The organism is Aurantimonas endophytica, from assembly GCF_014196845.1.
Taxonomy (GTDB): Bacteria; Pseudomonadota; Alphaproteobacteria; order Rhizobiales; family Rhizobiaceae; genus Aurantimonas; species Aurantimonas endophytica.
Window position 1 is genome coordinate 389,340 of record NZ_JACIEM010000005.1, and the last position, 14,950, is coordinate 404,289.

General features: G+C 65.6%; 16 protein-coding genes. 11 read left to right on the forward strand and 5 right to left on the reverse strand.

The window, feature by feature from the left end; translation table 11 throughout:
* Nucleotides 1-58 precede the first annotated feature (58 nt).
* The 7 genes from GGR03_RS19345 (at nucleotide 59) to GGR03_RS19375 (ending at nucleotide 8,533) form a co-directional block, all read left to right on the forward strand.
* A complete protein-coding gene (locus GGR03_RS19345) occupies nucleotides 59-1,222 on the forward strand; it encodes a glycosyltransferase family 4 protein (RefSeq protein WP_183210401.1) in 1,164 nt (387 codons plus the stop codon).
* Between the two features lie 97 nt (nucleotides 1,223-1,319).
* Nucleotides 1,320-1,622 (forward strand): hypothetical protein, encoded by a 303-nt coding sequence (locus tag GGR03_RS19350; protein WP_183210402.1) that lies wholly within the window; start codon nucleotides 1,320-1,322, stop codon nucleotides 1,620-1,622.
* 441 nt (nucleotides 1,623-2,063) lie between these two features.
* On the forward strand, nucleotides 2,064-2,885 hold the full coding sequence (locus tag GGR03_RS19355; RefSeq protein ID WP_183210403.1) for a tyrosine-protein phosphatase: 822 nt from the start codon (nucleotides 2,064-2,066) through the stop codon (nucleotides 2,883-2,885).
* A 179-nt stretch (nucleotides 2,886-3,064) separates the two neighbouring features.
* Nucleotides 3,065-3,667: a polysaccharide biosynthesis/export family protein gene (locus tag GGR03_RS19360; RefSeq protein WP_252920313.1), complete on the forward strand. Its 603-nt coding sequence runs from the start codon at nucleotides 3,065-3,067 to the stop codon at nucleotides 3,665-3,667.
* Nucleotides 3,668-3,749: 82 nt separating this feature from the next.
* Nucleotides 3,750-6,074 (forward strand): GumC family protein, encoded by a 2,325-nt coding sequence (locus GGR03_RS19365; RefSeq protein WP_183210405.1) that lies wholly within the window; start codon nucleotides 3,750-3,752, stop codon nucleotides 6,072-6,074.
* Nucleotides 6,075-6,162: 88 nt separating this feature from the next.
* Entirely contained in the window at nucleotides 6,163-7,245 is a 1,083-nt protein-coding gene (locus GGR03_RS19370) for a tetratricopeptide repeat protein (protein WP_183210406.1), read from the forward strand.
* On the forward strand, nucleotides 7,235-8,533 hold the full coding sequence (locus GGR03_RS19375; RefSeq protein WP_183210407.1) for an O-antigen ligase family protein: 1,299 nt from the start codon (nucleotides 7,235-7,237) through the stop codon (nucleotides 8,531-8,533). Before GGR03_RS19370 ends, GGR03_RS19375 begins: the two co-directional genes overlap by 11 nt.
* A 33-nt stretch (nucleotides 8,534-8,566) precedes the next feature.
* On the opposite strand, the gene GGR03_RS19380 is transcribed toward GGR03_RS19375, so the two are convergent.
* A complete protein-coding gene (locus tag GGR03_RS19380) occupies nucleotides 8,567-9,211 on the reverse strand; it encodes a Vgb family protein (protein WP_183210408.1) in 645 nt (214 codons plus the stop codon).
* 9 nt (nucleotides 9,212-9,220) lie between these two features.
* A complete protein-coding gene (locus GGR03_RS19385; RefSeq protein ID WP_183210409.1) occupies nucleotides 9,221-10,441 on the reverse strand; it encodes a helix-turn-helix domain-containing protein in 1,221 nt (406 codons plus the stop codon).
* Nucleotides 10,442-10,572: 131 nt separating this feature from the next.
* Here GGR03_RS19385 and GGR03_RS19390 point away from each other — a divergent pair, with 131 nt between their 5' ends.
* On the forward strand, nucleotides 10,573-11,367 hold the full coding sequence (locus GGR03_RS19390) for a DUF899 domain-containing protein (RefSeq protein WP_210292232.1): 795 nt from the start codon (nucleotides 10,573-10,575) through the stop codon (nucleotides 11,365-11,367).
* Nucleotides 11,364-11,630, forward strand: coding sequence for a hypothetical protein (locus GGR03_RS19395; RefSeq protein WP_246368246.1), 267 nt, complete (start codon nucleotides 11,364-11,366; stop codon nucleotides 11,628-11,630). Before GGR03_RS19390 ends, GGR03_RS19395 begins: the two co-directional genes overlap by 4 nt.
* 31 nt (nucleotides 11,631-11,661) lie before the next feature.
* Here the strand turns inward: GGR03_RS19395 and GGR03_RS19400 are convergent, their stop codons facing one another.
* On the reverse strand, nucleotides 11,662-12,021 hold the full coding sequence (locus GGR03_RS19400) for an I78 family peptidase inhibitor (RefSeq protein WP_183210411.1): 360 nt from the start codon (nucleotides 12,019-12,021) through the stop codon (nucleotides 11,662-11,664).
* A 192-nt stretch (nucleotides 12,022-12,213) separates the two neighbouring features.
* On the opposite strand from GGR03_RS19400, the gene GGR03_RS19405 reads away from it, so the two are divergent.
* Complete coding sequence (locus GGR03_RS19405; protein ID WP_183210412.1) at nucleotides 12,214-13,218, forward strand: glycine betaine ABC transporter substrate-binding protein; 1,005 nt, start codon at nucleotides 12,214-12,216, stop codon at nucleotides 13,216-13,218.
* A gap of 28 nt (nucleotides 13,219-13,246) precedes the next feature.
* On the opposite strand, the gene GGR03_RS19410 is transcribed toward GGR03_RS19405, so the two are convergent.
* Together GGR03_RS19410 and GGR03_RS19415 are read right to left on the reverse strand one after the other, a co-directional pair.
* Complete coding sequence (locus GGR03_RS19410) at nucleotides 13,247-13,705, reverse strand: GNAT family N-acetyltransferase (RefSeq protein ID WP_183210413.1); 459 nt, start codon at nucleotides 13,703-13,705, stop codon at nucleotides 13,247-13,249.
* Nucleotides 13,702-14,106 carry an MAPEG family protein gene (locus GGR03_RS19415; RefSeq protein ID WP_246368248.1) on the reverse strand — a complete coding sequence of 135 codons (405 nt, stop codon included), beginning with the start codon at nucleotides 14,104-14,106 and terminating at the stop codon, nucleotides 13,702-13,704. The genes GGR03_RS19410 and GGR03_RS19415 overlap by 4 nt, the downstream gene beginning before the upstream one ends.
* A gap of 211 nt (nucleotides 14,107-14,317) precedes the next feature.
* Here GGR03_RS19415 and GGR03_RS19420 point away from each other — a divergent pair, with 211 nt between their 5' ends.
* A complete protein-coding gene (locus GGR03_RS19420) occupies nucleotides 14,318-14,893 on the forward strand; it encodes an NnrU family protein (protein WP_183210415.1) in 576 nt (191 codons plus the stop codon).
* The last annotated feature ends 57 nt before the right edge of the window (nucleotides 14,894-14,950 follow it).

Below are 14,950 nucleotides of genomic sequence, written 5' to 3' on the forward strand. Positions count from 1 at the left end.
CATCCACACGACCCACCGGACGGGACTGTTCATGACATCGCGAACGAAAGCTTGTCCGATGGCGGCGCCCAAACGTGTGCTGATTGCGATCAACACCTCCTGGAATATCTTCAACTTCCGCGCCGGCCTGATCCGAGGATTGCGCGAGCGCGGCTACGAGGTGATCGCGGTGGCGCCTCACGATGCCTACGCGCCGCGGCTCGCCGAACTCGGATGCCGGTACGTGCCGTTGCCGATGGACAACAAGGGTACCTCTCCGCTGAAGGATCTGGCGCTGGCGATCCGTTTCTGGCGTCTGCTACGCCGCGAAAGGCCGGACGTCTTTCTCGGCTACACGATCAAGCCCAATGTCTACGGGTCGGTGGCCGCGCGCCTTCTGGGCATTCCGGTCATCAACAACATCGCCGGGCTCGGAACGGCCTTCATCAGGGAGAACTGGCTGACGCGGCTGGTGAAGGGCCTGTACAGAGCAGGGCTCGCCGGGTCGAAGACGATCTTCTTCCAGAACGAGGACGACCGGGCCCTTTTCGTCGGAAATGGCATCGTCCGAAAGGAGCGGACGGCCCTGCTGCCGGGATCCGGCATAGACCTTCACCTGTTCGCGCCGGAGCCGGAGCCGGGATCCGGTGCACCTTTCAGCTTCCTGCTCGTGGCGCGTCTGCTCTGGGACAAGGGCGTCGGGGAATATGTGGAGGCCGCGCGGCTGGTGCGCGAGAAGCGGCCGGACGTGCAGTTCCGGTTGCTCGGCTTCCTGGATGTGGTTAATCGGACAGCCATACCGCAGGCGGCTGTGGACGCATGGGTTCAGGAAGGGATCATCGATTATCTCGGTAGCTGTGAAGACGTTCGGCCGCATCTGGCCGAGGCGCATTGCGTCGTCCTGCCCTCCTATCGGGAGGGGACGCCGCGAACACTGCTGGAAGCCGCTTCCATGGCCAAGCCGTTGATCGCCACGGATGTGCCGGGGTGTCGCCAGGTCGTCGACGACGGGGAAAATGGCTATCTCTGCCGGCCGCGCGATGTGCCGGATCTGGCCGCGAAGATGCTGGCGATGCTCGCGCTCGGCCACCAGGACCTAAATTCCATGGGGCTCGCTGGCCGGCTCAAGATGGAGCGCGAGTTCGACGAGGCGATCGTCCTAGCCCAGTACCTCAAGGCCATCGAGGCGGCCCTTCAACCCCGCGCCGCGCGCAACGCGCCGGCCGAATGCCATCAGACGTGAAGAACAACGATGGCGCCAGCGCACGCGTTTCCTGTGCCAGCCAGAGCCTCCATGTTCATGGCAACGCCAGTCGCTCCTCCGGCCGAAGCGAGCCTCCATGCTGGATTTCATGAAGCAGGGGCTTGTCGATACGACGGGACTGTCCCGCGACGCGCTGCACATTCATGTCGGCCTGCTGATCATGGTGATCGGCTTTCTGTGCCTCGGAAGCTTCCGGCGCGTCGCCGGCGTCTGGGTGCTCGTTCTGGCTATAGCGATCGTGAACGAGCTTTTCGATCTCCATGCCTGGTACGGGTGGACCGGGGGTTTCAACTGGCTCGACAGCATCCACGATCTGATCAACACGATGCTCTGGCCTTCGGTGCTCCTGCTGGCTGCGAGATTGCGCAACTGGAAATGAGCATCTCTCGATGCCGACATCGCAGGCTGTATCTCGAGGGCGGTCCCCTGGCCGGTTGCGGCCTGTCTGGCGCGCCCCGGCCTTTGTTCTCGCTCCGCGTGTCTGCAATAGGTCCACGCGTCCGCGATCCCTTGAAGGCTGAGTAAACCGTCGGTTGCGAGCCACCAGAAGCGCCCCTGCGCGACCTGATGCGATCACGCATCCGTTACTAACTGATTTTGCAGACTTATTTCTTCACAGCGTTGCGGATTGAGGGCGACAGGAGGCCGTTTGTCAGCCACACTGATCGCTGCGCCGGACGTTTGGCGTCGGCAGAATGTTTCCACGCGTCGGGGCAAGTGGAAGATGCCTCATGAGGGGACATCCTGGACCTCGCCTTCAACGTGCAGAAGCGGATTGGATCTCGATCTGCCGGGACTGCTGGTTGGGAGCTAGTCGGTATTGATTGACCTGCACAGCCATATCCTCAGCGGGGTCGACGACGGGGCGGAGACGCTTGCCATGTCGATCGCCATGGCGAGGCTGGCGGTGGATGACGGCGTCACGGTCATGGCCTGCACGCCGCATATCGTTCCGGGCCTGTACATGAACCACCCGCGGGAGATCGCGCGGCGGGTCGCTGAACTGAGTGCCGTTCTGGAAGACGAGCAGATCCCGCTCCGGTTGATCGTCGGAGCTGACGTGCATATTGCCCCGGGTCTTCTTGATCAATTGTCGGGCAATGCGCCGCCAACCCTGAATAGAAGTCGATATTTCCTGCTCGAGCCGTCTCTTGATGTTCTCCCGCCAAGGTTCGTGGAGTTTTGCGGGGGTCTTATTGCCGCCGGGTTTGTGCCGATAATCACTCATCCGGAGAGACTTGCATGGGTGGCGGGGCACTATGGCGTCATTCGGGAGCTGGCGGAAAGCGGGATACTGATGCAGCTGACAGCGGGATCGCTTACCGGTGATTTCGGCCGCAGCGCACGAGTGCTGGCGGAGCGCATGCTCGACGAGGGGTTCTGCGACATCATCGCCAGCGACGCTCACGGCGTTGCCTCGCGGCGCCCCGGACTGTCGAAGGCGCGCGCCATCGTGGCGGAGCGCCTGGGGGAACAGGAGGCCGAGAATGTCGTGCTCGTGCGACCGAGGGTGATCTTGGAAAACGGCGTCGTGGAACGCCCGTCTCGCTTTGGTGGTGCTCGTGATGTCGCGTGGCAGGCGGCGGGGCACGGGGGCGATGCACCCTTCAGAAGTCTCGTGAAACGAATGACAGGCGCCTGATGAAGACAAGCCGAGCACATTCTCCACCCGCTTTCCCCAGATTCCGGCTCCTGGTCCCTGCAGCATTCGGCGTCGCCGTGGCCCTCGGGGGCTGCAGCAGCGGCAGCGCACCCACACTCTCGGCGGCAAGTCCCTCCGGCTATGCTTCCAGTGCCGGCGGAGCAGGTGAGCTCAGGCTGGTGGCAAACCTGCCGGCGCCAGTCGATACCCGCGATGGCGCAGACCAGCTGATCTCGGCAAACGATGTCCTGGAGGTGGATGTCTTTCAGGTGGACGATCTGGATCGTGTCGTTCAGGTCGATGCGAGCGGGCAGATTACGGTTCCGCTCGTTGGAACCGTTACGGCAGCCGGAAAGAGCGTTCGCGCGCTGGAGGCCGAACTCGAGCGTTCCTATGGAGCCACCTATCTCCAGTCGCCCGACATAACCGTCTTCGTCAAGGAATCCGCGGGGCAGAAGGTGACCGTCGACGGTGAGGTGGCAAGGGCAGGCCTGCTTCCCGTGACCGCCGGTTCGACGCTTCAGCAGGTGATCGCGCAGGCGGGGGGATTCCGCCCGGTCGCTGATGCCACGAAGGTTTTCCTTTTCCGCGACTATGGCAGCGAGCGCCTGGTGATGAACGTCAATGTCAGCGACATCCGGGCCGGAAGAGCCAGCGATCCGCGGGTCTTTGGCGGTGACACCATCGTGGTGTTCAGCTCCGCGAGCAAGGTGGCGTTGCAGAACCTCAAGGAAGCCATGGGCGTGGCGGGTAGTGCCGCGCGGCTAGCGGTCATACCGTGAGCGGCAACCGGCAGTCAGCGGTCAGGAGGGCGGCCTCATGATGCTAGGCAATCTGGGCGACGGGAGCAGGAGGCTCAGCCCCATGGGCGTCGACGCCTTGTCGCTCGAGCCGGCCGACGATTTCTACCGCGCCCAGTACGCCCGTCGCCCGGAGGGTCTCGCGCAAGCGGAGGAAGGCGAAGCCGGCTTCGATCCGCTGCGGCTTTTCTACTACCTGCTGCAGTATCGCTGGCTGATACTTGCAGCGGCCGTGCTTGCCATCATCGTCGGCATGATCGTCACGCTGATGCAGACGCCGAAATACGAGGCCGCGGCGCGTCTCGAAATCCTTGTTCCCTCTGCCAAGGTCTTCGACGACCTGCAGGTCGTTTCCGAAGGTACCGACCTTCGCGCATTCCTGACAGCACGCGAAAAGATCAGGAGCCGGGCACTGGCCGAGCGTGTCGTCTATGAGCTGAACCTCAGCGAAAACGCCAACTTCCTGTTCCCCGAGCCGAATATCGCAGTCTCGAACCTGTTCGACCGTGCCTTCGGCCGGTCCGAGCCCCGCTCCCTTGATGATATCGCCCCGGAGGCACGCGAGCGTCTGGCTATCGCTCGCGTGCGAGAAAACCTCTCGGCGGAGCTGGTCAACAACACCAGCCTGATGACCGTGACCTTCCGCGACCAGAACCCGGAGATCGCCCAGCAGGTGGTGAACCAGGCCGCGCAGAGCTTCATCGACCAGCGCCTCGACCAGACCAGCGAAACCTCGTCGCTGGCGCGGCAGTTCATCCAGGAACAGGTGCTGCAGGTAAAGGACCGTCTGCAGTCCTCCGAAGAGGAGTTGGTCGCCTACGCCAAGTCGGAAGGCCTCACGATCGACGACAGCAATTCTTCCCTGATCCTCAACAGCATCCGGGACATCAACCAGGCGCTTTCGCAGGCGGTCCGGGAGCGCCTCGACAAAGGGCGCTGGGTCACGCAGATCGACGCCGGAAGCGGGGCCTCGTTGCCGCAGGTTCTGGAGAGCCAAGGCATCCAGAATCTGCGTGACCGGGTCGCCGAACTGCGCAGCGTCTATCAGCAGAAGCTGGGCACGTTGAAGCCGGCCTATCCCGAAATGCGGCAGCTCAGCGCCCAGATCGGCGAGCTGGAAAGTCAGATCGAACAGGCGATCGACGTCGTCACCAGCTCGATCCGCCTCGAATTCCAGGATGCGCAGACCAGCGAAAAACAGTTGCGGGCGGAGCTCGCGGAACTGGAGGCGCAACAGGCCGATTTCCAGGACCGGAACATCCGCTACACCATCCTCAAGCGCGAGGTGGACTCAAACCGCTCCCAGTACGAGAGCCTGATCGCCAAGCTCAACGAGGTGGGGGTCGGTTCGGAGCTGCGCAACCAGAACGCCGCGATCGTCGATGCCGCCGCCGTGCCTCGATCGCCGTATTCCCCGCGGATGCCGATGAACATGGCGATGTCCTTGGCCTTGTTCATGGCAGGAACGGCCGGGTTCATCTATCTGCGCGAGCTCCTGGACAACACCTTCACCGTGCCGGCGCAATTGGAGTCCGAACTGCGGCTGCCCGTTCTGGGGATCCTTCCCGCGATCCCGGTCGACGGGCTGGACGACGCGCTGATGGATCAGCAATCGGCGCTGTCCGAGGCCTACCGCTCCTTGCGAACGTCGCTGCAGTTTACCGGCACCGAAGGCACGCCCAAGAGCCTTCTCGTCACGAGTTCCGAGGCCTCCGAGGGCAAGTCGACCAGTACCTACAAGCTGGCCGAGGACTTCGCGGTCCTCGGCGCGAAAGTGCTGGTCATCGACGCCGACCTGCGCAAGCCCAGCCTGCACCGCATGTTCAATACGTCCAACACGATCGGACTGAGCAATCTCCTGACCAGCACGATATCTGCCGAAGACATGCGCGAGATCTTCAAGAACACGCGTTTCGACAATGTCAGGCTGCTGACCTCCGGAACCTTGCCACCCAATCCGGCAGACCTTCTGTCGTCGCCAAAAATGGCGCAGCTGATGCGGCTTTTCGCCGAGCGGTTCGACATGATCATCATCGACGCGCCCCCCGTGCTCGGCCTGTCCGACGCTCCCATCCTCAGCCGCCTGACCGAAGGAACGCTGCTGATCGTCTCCTCGGGCCAGGTGGGGCGCAAGCATGCGGCGGCCGCCGTCAAACGGTTGCGTTCGACCGGCGCCAATGTCATCGGCGCGGCGCTGACGAAGCTGGAAGTCAAGAAGTTCGACTACAACCACGGCTATGGCTACGTGAACAGCGGCTACTATACCTACGACGCACGGCCGGCACGCCTGGAAGATGGTAGTCGCGGGGAAAAACGCGATGGGATTCAGAAGACGATATCTCATTGGCTGCGCCGCATTGGCTTTCCTGGCATGTCTGGCTCTGCTTGACGGTCTCAGTCGCTGGCTCGAAGCGGTCGATCCCGACCTCGCGGTAGTCCTCAATCCGGCAAACACCGATGCGCGGATTCGCCGGTCCGTGGCCGCGCTGAACGACGCGCGATCGGACAAGTCGGCGGCCGACATTGCCGAGGACCTGCAGTTCGTCGTCCGCTATGCACCGATCGATCCGAGGGCCGGGAGCCTTCTGGGAGAACTGGCGCTTCGCCAGGGCGAGGTGGAGCAGGCAACGGCGCTGTTCCGACGGGTTCTCGCGCAGTCTCCGACGGAACTGCACAGCCTGAAGCGGATGATTTCACTGGAGCTCCGCAGCGGCGGCATGGCCACGGCCTTGTCGAGGCTGGGAATTCTCCTGAAGCGCTGGCCGGCGCGATTTACCGAGTTCGCGGATATTTTCCCCCCGCTGATGCGGACGCAGGACGGCTATGAAGCGGTTCTTGGAGCCGCGGGGCAGGATGTCGCGTGGCGAACCCGGCTGCTGAACCATCTGGCGGGCGATCCGCAGACGGGGCCCCTTGCCTACCGACTGTTGCTCGACCTGCGCAATTCGCAGGAGCCGGGCACGCAAGGGGAAGTTGACCGGGTGGTCGGCTTGCTTCTCGCGAGGGGGCAGCCGCAACTGGCATACCAGGCATTCGCCCTGTCGACGTCGCCGGAGCGGCAGGCGGAGCTCGGCTACGTCACCAATCCAGCCTTCATCCCCACCGCGGCTGCCTCGCCTTTCGACTGGAGCGTCCGGCGGCTGGCGGGAGTGGAAGCGCGGATGCTGCCTGGCCCCGACGGCTCCGAGGGATCGGGTGGCCTGCACGTGCAGTTCCGCGACCGTCCGGTGAAAGGCCAGATCGCCCAGCAGGTGCTGATGCTGCCCCCGGGCGATCTCGAAATGGTCGCCGAGATCACGACGCAAGGCCTGGTGACGCCGAAGGGACTGTCCTGGACGGTGACATGCGAGCGTAACCGGCAGACGCTGGGGGAGCTCGTCGTGGAACCGGGGAACCATGAGCGCCGCTCGGCATCCGCCTCGATCAAGGTGCCGCCCGCGGGCTGCGACATGCAATGGCTGCGGCTGTCGACGGGCGTGGTGGCGCCGAGCATGCGATATCGCTACGGCGGCAGCCTGACCGTTCACCGGCTTGCCGTCAGGCTGTTCGATGGGGAGTGACGGCTGGAGCCGCATCGTCAAGAACGCGCTGGGCCTGCTACTGCTGGCGGCCGCCATTCTTGGCGGGAACACGGTCTCCAACCTGAACGGGGATCTGCTGATCCTGGCCACGCTGGTGGTTTTCGCGCTCGCCCTGCTTACCCTCGATCCGCATCGGATCGGGATAGGGCCGGTCGTGTTCGCCGCCGTCGCGATCGCCAGCGTCGGAATTCAGCTGCTTCCGCTGGGGGGCTGGGGCGGGGAAACGATCGGCGGTGCGTTCAGGGGCACGTTCCTGACGCTGAATTTCGTCGAGACGGCCCGGGTCCTCTTGTCACTGCTCGTCGCGCTGATGGTGTTCTTCGTGACGCTGACCCTCAGCTATTCCAAGGCGCGCAGCCTCCTGTCGTTCATGTATGTCGCGCTCTACTGCAACGTCCTGATGGGGGCGGTGCAGTTCGCCTCCCGTGGGACGATGCGGGCGGGCCCGTTCGATTACCCGCTGGGCGGCGGTTTCTTCATCAACCCGAACCATTTTTCGACGTTTCTGCTGGTTTTCATCCCCTTCCTGATCTTCAGCCTACTCTACGAGACCCGCAGGATCTTCGCGGGCGTCACCTTCGGCCTGCTGGTTCTGGTGCTTCTCGCCGCCAGCTCGATGGCGGGGGTGGGCCTGGGGCTCGTCGTGATGCTCGTCTCGGTGCTGGCCCTGGCGGAGCGACGGCATGTGTCGTCCTACGCCGTGCTGGCGGCACTGGCTCTCGCAGCTATCTACCTGGTGGGTTTCCAGAACCGGCTGGGGCTGGAAACTGGCGTGTCGCAGCATACCCGCCTGCAGTTCGCCACAACCACGCTGGAGGGCATCCGCGCCTATTTCTGGACCGGCGTCGGCTACGGAACGTTCGCGGACGCCTACGCCATGTTCATGAGGCCGGAGGATATCCAGCAGGCCTATGTCAATCACGCGCATAACGACTACCTCGAGGTGATCTTCGAGGGCGGGGTCCTGGCGCTGGTGCTGATCGTCGTCTACCTCGCCGCCTACCTGAGACAATCCATCATCTCGTGGCGCGATCCGTTCAAGCGGTCCGCTTCGATCGCCATAGGGGTGATGCTCCTCCACTCTCTCGTGGACTATCCGATCCGCACCTTCGCGCTGCTGTTCATGTTCGCGGTACTCAATGCGCTGCTCTTCCACCCCGACAGAAGGGTGAAGCTGCCCCGAAGCAGGACGATGGAGGTGTCCATCGGAGGCCGGAAGGTCGATGTGCCGTTCGAGCGAGCCGACCACCGACGACGCAGCGTCTGATGCGAAGCGGTCGACGCGCTCGGCAACCTTATGTCACGCCCTTGGTTGCTGCCCCGGCCGGCGGACAGTCGTGACCGTGCCGCTCTTGCCGCCGCCACAGTAGAACCGGCCGGCACCGTCGGATTCAAGCCCGGACACCATCGTGCCTGTCGGCAGAACGAGGCGTTCCACCACCTCGCCGGTGGACTTGTCGAGCCGCCGCAGCTCGCTTCCGTCATCGACCCAGGCGCCATGCCAGAGTTCACCGTCGAGCCAGGTGACGCCGGTGACCAGGCGGTTGGATTCGATGGTGCGCAGGATCGCGCCCGTCCGGGGATCGAGCTGGTGGATCTTGCGGTCGCGATACTGCCCCACCCAAAGCGTTCCCTCGGCCCAGGCAAGACCGGAATCGCCGCCACCCGGCGCCGGAATCGTGCCGACGATGCTGCCGTCCGCCGGATCGATCCGCTGGATGCGATCATCGGCGATCTGGTAGAGGTAGCGGCCGTCGAAGGCCGTGCCGGCATCGGCGGGAACATCGAGCGTGCGGACGATCTCGCCGCTCTCGGGATCGAAGGCGTTGAGCCGGTCTCCCGACGCGAACCAGACGTGCCTTCCGTCATAGGTCACCCCGTGCACCGGCGGGGAATCCGGGAACGGGCCGTAGGTGCGGACGATGTCGGCGGTCGATCGCTTCATCCCGCCATCCTACCCGCTCGCAAGAGGATCGGGGAGCAACAAAACTGTCGGGAAGCCGGGCACGTGCGGCACCGTCCAGCGGCGCGACCGTGCACGGCCGAAGGATTGGACCTTCCCGGCACGCGCAAGTCTATCGAGCGCCCGCTGGATGGTGCGCGGGCTGGCGCCGAGTGCGATCGCCAGGGCCGAACTCGACCATGCCTCCCCGTCGGCGAGCAGGGCTAGCATCCCGGCGTGCCGATCCTCGACGGGCGGCGCCAGCACCACGATATGGCGCCCCTGGCGCGGAAGCAGCACAAAGCCCGCTTTCGTCGCGCCGAGATCGGCCAGATCGCCGAGCGCCGCGCGAAGCCGGCCGATCTCCACCCGCAATCGGGCGCGATGCGACTCGTCGACATGCCGGGCGCCGAAGGCGGACTGGAGCAGCGTGCCCCGCGGCGCGTCTGCCGGCCAGGCTTCGCCCAGCACGCGTGCCAGGGCGAAGAGTACTGGCCGCGTCGCCAGAGAGAGCGTCGTGCCCCCGACTCTGACGGCATGACGGCAGGCGTCGACGATCAACGCGTCGGAAGCGAGAAGCCGCTCGACATCCTCCAGCAGGAGAGGGCGCTCCTCGTCGCCGGCGACGAGCCGGGCCGCGGGCGTATCGAGGACGCGGGCGGCGGTTTCGACTTCCGCCACCAGGGCAGGGATACGCGCCGCGCGCGCCGCGATGCCGGCACGAGCGAGCGCCGCGCGGGCCGCCTTCGTGCGGGTCCGCCGGATGGCGATGCCGGCCACGACCAGTTCGCACGCAGCCCGCGTGGCCGCCGGCAACGACGCCGGATCGAGGCCTTCCAGGATGCGTTCGGCTTCGTCGATCCGTCCGACGAGCAGCTGGCGCCTGGCCTGAAGCGTGCGCGCATGCGCGACATTGGCACGGTCGCCCTGCGCTTCGAGCGTTGCCCGTGCCGCCTCGAGTGCGGCCTCGGGCCAGGCAAGGTCGCGTGAGACGAAGGCGATCTCGGCCTCGGCAACGACGCAGCGCGCCCGGGCGACCGGCTGTCCGGGACCGAAGGCACGCGCCGCGCGCCGCAATAGCGTGGTCGCCCGCGCGAGATCGCCGAGCTGCGCCATCGCGATGCCGCGAAGGGCGAGCGCCGGCGGATCGTCGCGCAGGGCGACGCGGTTGAGCGCTGCCAGCGGATCTCCGGTCGCGAGCGCCCGCGCGGCTGCGGTGATCAGCGGGTCCATCGCGCTTCCGTCACACTTGTTACTCCCACCCCTCGCGCTCCCGCTGCCAGTGTCGCGTCTGTCCAGCAACGGGGCCGGGAAGCTCACGCTTCATCGGCCAGGCCCCGTCTCATCCGGAGGCAGCAATGACCATGACTAAAACAGGCGAGTTCGACCGGGAAGACGGCGTGGCCGTGATGTGCACGCCGCCCATCGTGTCATCTGAGGAGTGGGAAGCCGCGCGCGAGCGGTTGCTCGTGAAGGAGAAGGCGCACACGCGGGCCGGCGACGCGCTGGCTGCCGAACGGCGGCGGATGCCGTGGACTGAAGTGGAGAAGACCTACCGTTTCGACGGGCCGCAGGGCGCGATGAGCCTCGCCGACCTGTTCGAGAGCCGTCGCCAGCTGATCGTCTACCGCGCCTTCTTCGAGCCCGGCGTGCTCGGCTGGCCGGACAATGCCTGCCGCGGCTGCTCGCTGGTGGCCGATCAGGTCGCGCATCTGGCGCATCTGAATGCCCGCGACACGACGCTGGCCTACGTCTCGCGCGCACCGCAGGCCGACATTGCGCGGCTGAAGGCGCAAAAGGGCTGGACGATGCCCTGGTACACGCTGACCGACGGCTTCGACGCAGATTTCGGCGTCGATCTCTGGCACGGCCACAATGTCTTCATTCGCGTTGGCGAGCGGATTTTCCGGACATACTTCATCAATGTCCGCGGCGACGAGGCGCTGGGCACGACCTGGCAATTCCTCGACGCAACACCGCTCGGGCGGCAGGAGACCTGGGAGGACTCGCCCGAGGGCTATCCGCAGAGCCCGCCCTACAAATGGTGGAACTGGCACGATCTCTACGTGCCGGAGGCCACGACCGACCCGGAATGGGCAGCGGTGTCGGACGCCGGCGTCGCGAGCTTCCGCGCCCTCGAGGGAAGCGCGAAACCATGACCGGCGCCTATCCGGCCCGGTCGCGCCGGGGCGCTGCGAGGGGACCGGGAATTCCGGCCGCCCAATGGCTGTCGCTGGCGGCGTCGCCGACCTTCGCTGCGATGGCTTTGGCAACGGCGGTGGGCGTAGCCCCGGCGGATGTCTGCGCGGCGGGGCAGGGCTCATGGCTTGGCGGCATGGTCCCGATGTACCTGCTGATGAGCGCCTTCCATACGGGGCCGTGGCTGACTTTGGCCGCCGGCCGGCGAAACCGCCGGCCGTGACAGGCGTGCGCTGGCAGCGGCCGGTCCGCCGTCAGCCGCAGCGAACCTGCGTCACCCGGTTCTCGTCATTGGTGTCGAGCGTCAGCCGGGTACCGACGAATTCCTGTGTGACGGGCTGGTTGGGGTAGAGGATCCGCACGTCGGCCGCGCCGGTCATGGTCTTGGCCTGCTCGGTCGTCTGCAGGTTGGCGATCTGGCCGACCAGCGGGCGCGCAGCGCCGGCATTGCAGGCACCATCCATCGGGCCGGCGGGTGCCACACCGCCGATCGGCGCGCCTGCCATGGGGCCGCCCAGCCCGGGAGCCGGCGGCGCAGCCCGCTCGTTCGAGGTACAGCCGGCGAGGGCGATCAGCGTCACCGTCAGCAAAGCCGGGCTCAAGGTCCGATTCATGCCATATCCTTCGGTTGTGAATTGATGCTGGCGGGCCGAGAACCGCCTGATCGTGCGGAGTCTAGTGCACATGTTGGTGAAGGCCAAGAAATCGCCGTGCGGCGCTTCTTTGCGGGACGCAGGTGGCGACTATTTCCGGCTCCCGGAAGGCGATGATACCGTCACCCGTCAGTGTCCGATCGGAGAGCTCAGATGAAGACCATCCTTGCCGCATGCGCGGCCTTTGCCGGAGTCGTCGCCATGCCGGCCGTGGCCAGTGCCCAGGACGCCGAGTGCGGGAGCGTCAGCATCGCCTCGATGAACTGGGCGTCGGCGGAAGTCATGGCCGCCATCGACCAGTTCATCCTCGAGAACGGCTATGGCTGCGACGCCGTGCTGGTGCCCGGCGACACGATGCCGACCTTCACCTCGATGACCGAGAAGGCGGAGCCGGACGTGGCGCCGGAAATGTTCGTGAACCAGTTCCGCGAGCAGATCGACGCGGCGGTGGCGGACAACCGCATCGCCTATGCGGCGAAGGTGCTGGAGGACGGCAGCGAGGAGGGCTTCTGGATCCCGCAGTACATCGCCGATGCCCATCCCGACATTCAAAAGGTCTCCGACGCGCTGGCGCATCCCGAGTTGTTCCCATCGCCGGAGGACCCGACCAAGGGGGCGATCTACAACTGTCCGGCCGGCTGGGGCTGCCAGATCATGGTGGGCAATCTCTTCAAGGCCTACGGCGCCGGCGAGAAGGGCTTCGATCTCGTCGACACAGGCTCGTCGGCGGGTCTCGACGGATCGATCGCCAAGGCCTTTTCGGACCAGACCGGTTGGCTGGGCTACTACTGGTCGCCGACGCCGATCATCGGGCGCTACCCGATGAAGATGCTCGAATGGGACGTGCCCTTCGACGAGGCCGAGTGGAAGTCCTGCACCACGCAGCCGGACTGCGCAGCGCCCAAGATCAACGCCTGGACGCCGGCCGAGGTCTACACGCTGGTGACCAAGGATCTTGCGGATAGCGCACCGCAGGCAGCGGCCTATCTCGACCGCCGGACCTGGGGCAACGACACGGTCAACAAGCTGCTGGCCTGGAAGGACGAGAACCAGGCGACCGGCGAGGATACGGCGCTGTACTTCCTCGATACCGAGCCGGAAGTGTGGAAGGCCTGGGTCGCGCCGGAAGTCGCCGAGAAGGTCGAAGCGGCGCTCTGAGGTACGTTTTCATCGACAGCGCGCGCTCTCAGAGCGCGCGCTTGAATCCGACATGGCTGCGCTCGAAGCCGAGCCGGTCGTAGAAGCGATGGGCGGCCTCGCGCTTCACGTTCGAGGTCAGCGTGATCACGTCGGCGCCGCGGGCGCGGCCTTCCTCCATTGCCCGCAGGACCATCGCCTCGCCGATCCGCTGCCCGCGCATCGCCGGATGGACCTGCACCGCCTCCAGAATGCAGCGCGTTGCGGCCCGGTACGGCAGGCTGCGGGCGATGACGATCTCGAACGTGCCGACCACGCGCCCCTCGATTTCGGCCACGAACAGGAATTCGGTTGCACTGGCCGCGATGCGCTCGAACTGGGCCTCGTAGAGCGGCAGATCCGCCGCTGCGCCGGTATCGATGGCGCCGCCGATGTCGTCTTCGGCAAGGAGTGCGACGATCGCGCTGACGTCTTCGCGCCTTGCCGGCCGGATCGTCGGAACCGTCATGCCAGCGACATGACGCCGGCGGCCAGCACCGCGAGGCCGGCGCCGCCGAGCGCGAAGAAGGAGAGGGCGGTCCCTGCAACCCGCTGCCAGCGCGGCGCATCGGCGGCGGTGAAGTGCAGGGCATGGATGAACCGCCCGGCAATCAGCAACAGGCCCAGCAGATGGATCAGGAGCGGCGGCACGCCCATCAAGGCAAGAAGCAGCATCGCGATCAGCGTGGCCGGGATGAACTCCAGCGCATTGGCATGGCCACGCATGACGCGGATCAGCCGCAGGTTGCCGCCGTCGCCGATGGAAACCTTCTCCGCCTGGCGCACGCGTCCGGTCTGCACCGCCAGCCACACCAGGATCAGGATCGCGAGACCCGCGTAGATCGCGACTGCGCCGATCGCGGCGGCCAACGTGTCCGTCATGCCCATTCGTCATGCTCCATCAAAAGCTCGCGTCCCGGCATCGCCATTCGGGCCCGACCTTAAATCGATTACCCGCAGCGTCGGCCGTTCGCGGGAGTAGTTCTGCCGCGACGGATGGCGCCAAGACAAGAGGGCGGATCTTGCCTATCATCGCCTTATGCGATCAGGGTCGATCGGCCGGCGCGAAGAGGGGACTGCCATGCTGATCCTGGTGACGGGGATGATCATCTTCCTCGGAATCCATTCGGTGCGGATCTTTGCCGAATCCGCTCGCGATCGGATGATCGACCGCCTCGGGGAAGGCCGCTACAAAGGCGCCTACTCGGTGCTGTCGCTGGTCGGCATCCTGCTGGTCGGCTACGGCTACGGCCAGGCGAAGATCGGCGGCCTGCCGCTGTGGGAAACGCCGGGCGGACTGCGGCATCTGGCGCTGGTTCTCGTGCCAGTGGCCTTCGTGCTGGTGGTGAGCGCCTACGTGCCGACCGGCCACATCAAGGCCGCCGTCCGGCATCCGATGGTGCTGGGCATTGCGCTGTGGGCGCTCGGTCATCTTCTTGCCAACGCTACCGCGGCCGATCTGGTCCTGTTCGGCGGCTTCCTGGGCTGGGGGATCGTCGACTACATCAACGCGCTCGGGCGCACCGGACCCGCCGCCAGACCCGTCGCGAGAGGCTATGGCGGCGACATCGCCGCGGTCGGTATCGGCCTCGTCCTCGCCGCGATATTCATCGGCGGCCTGCACGAATGGCTGTTCGGCGTTGCACCGATCGCCTGACCGAACGTGCCGCCAACCCTTTCATAGCCGTGAAAAGTCGTTAGAAGACGCCCATGA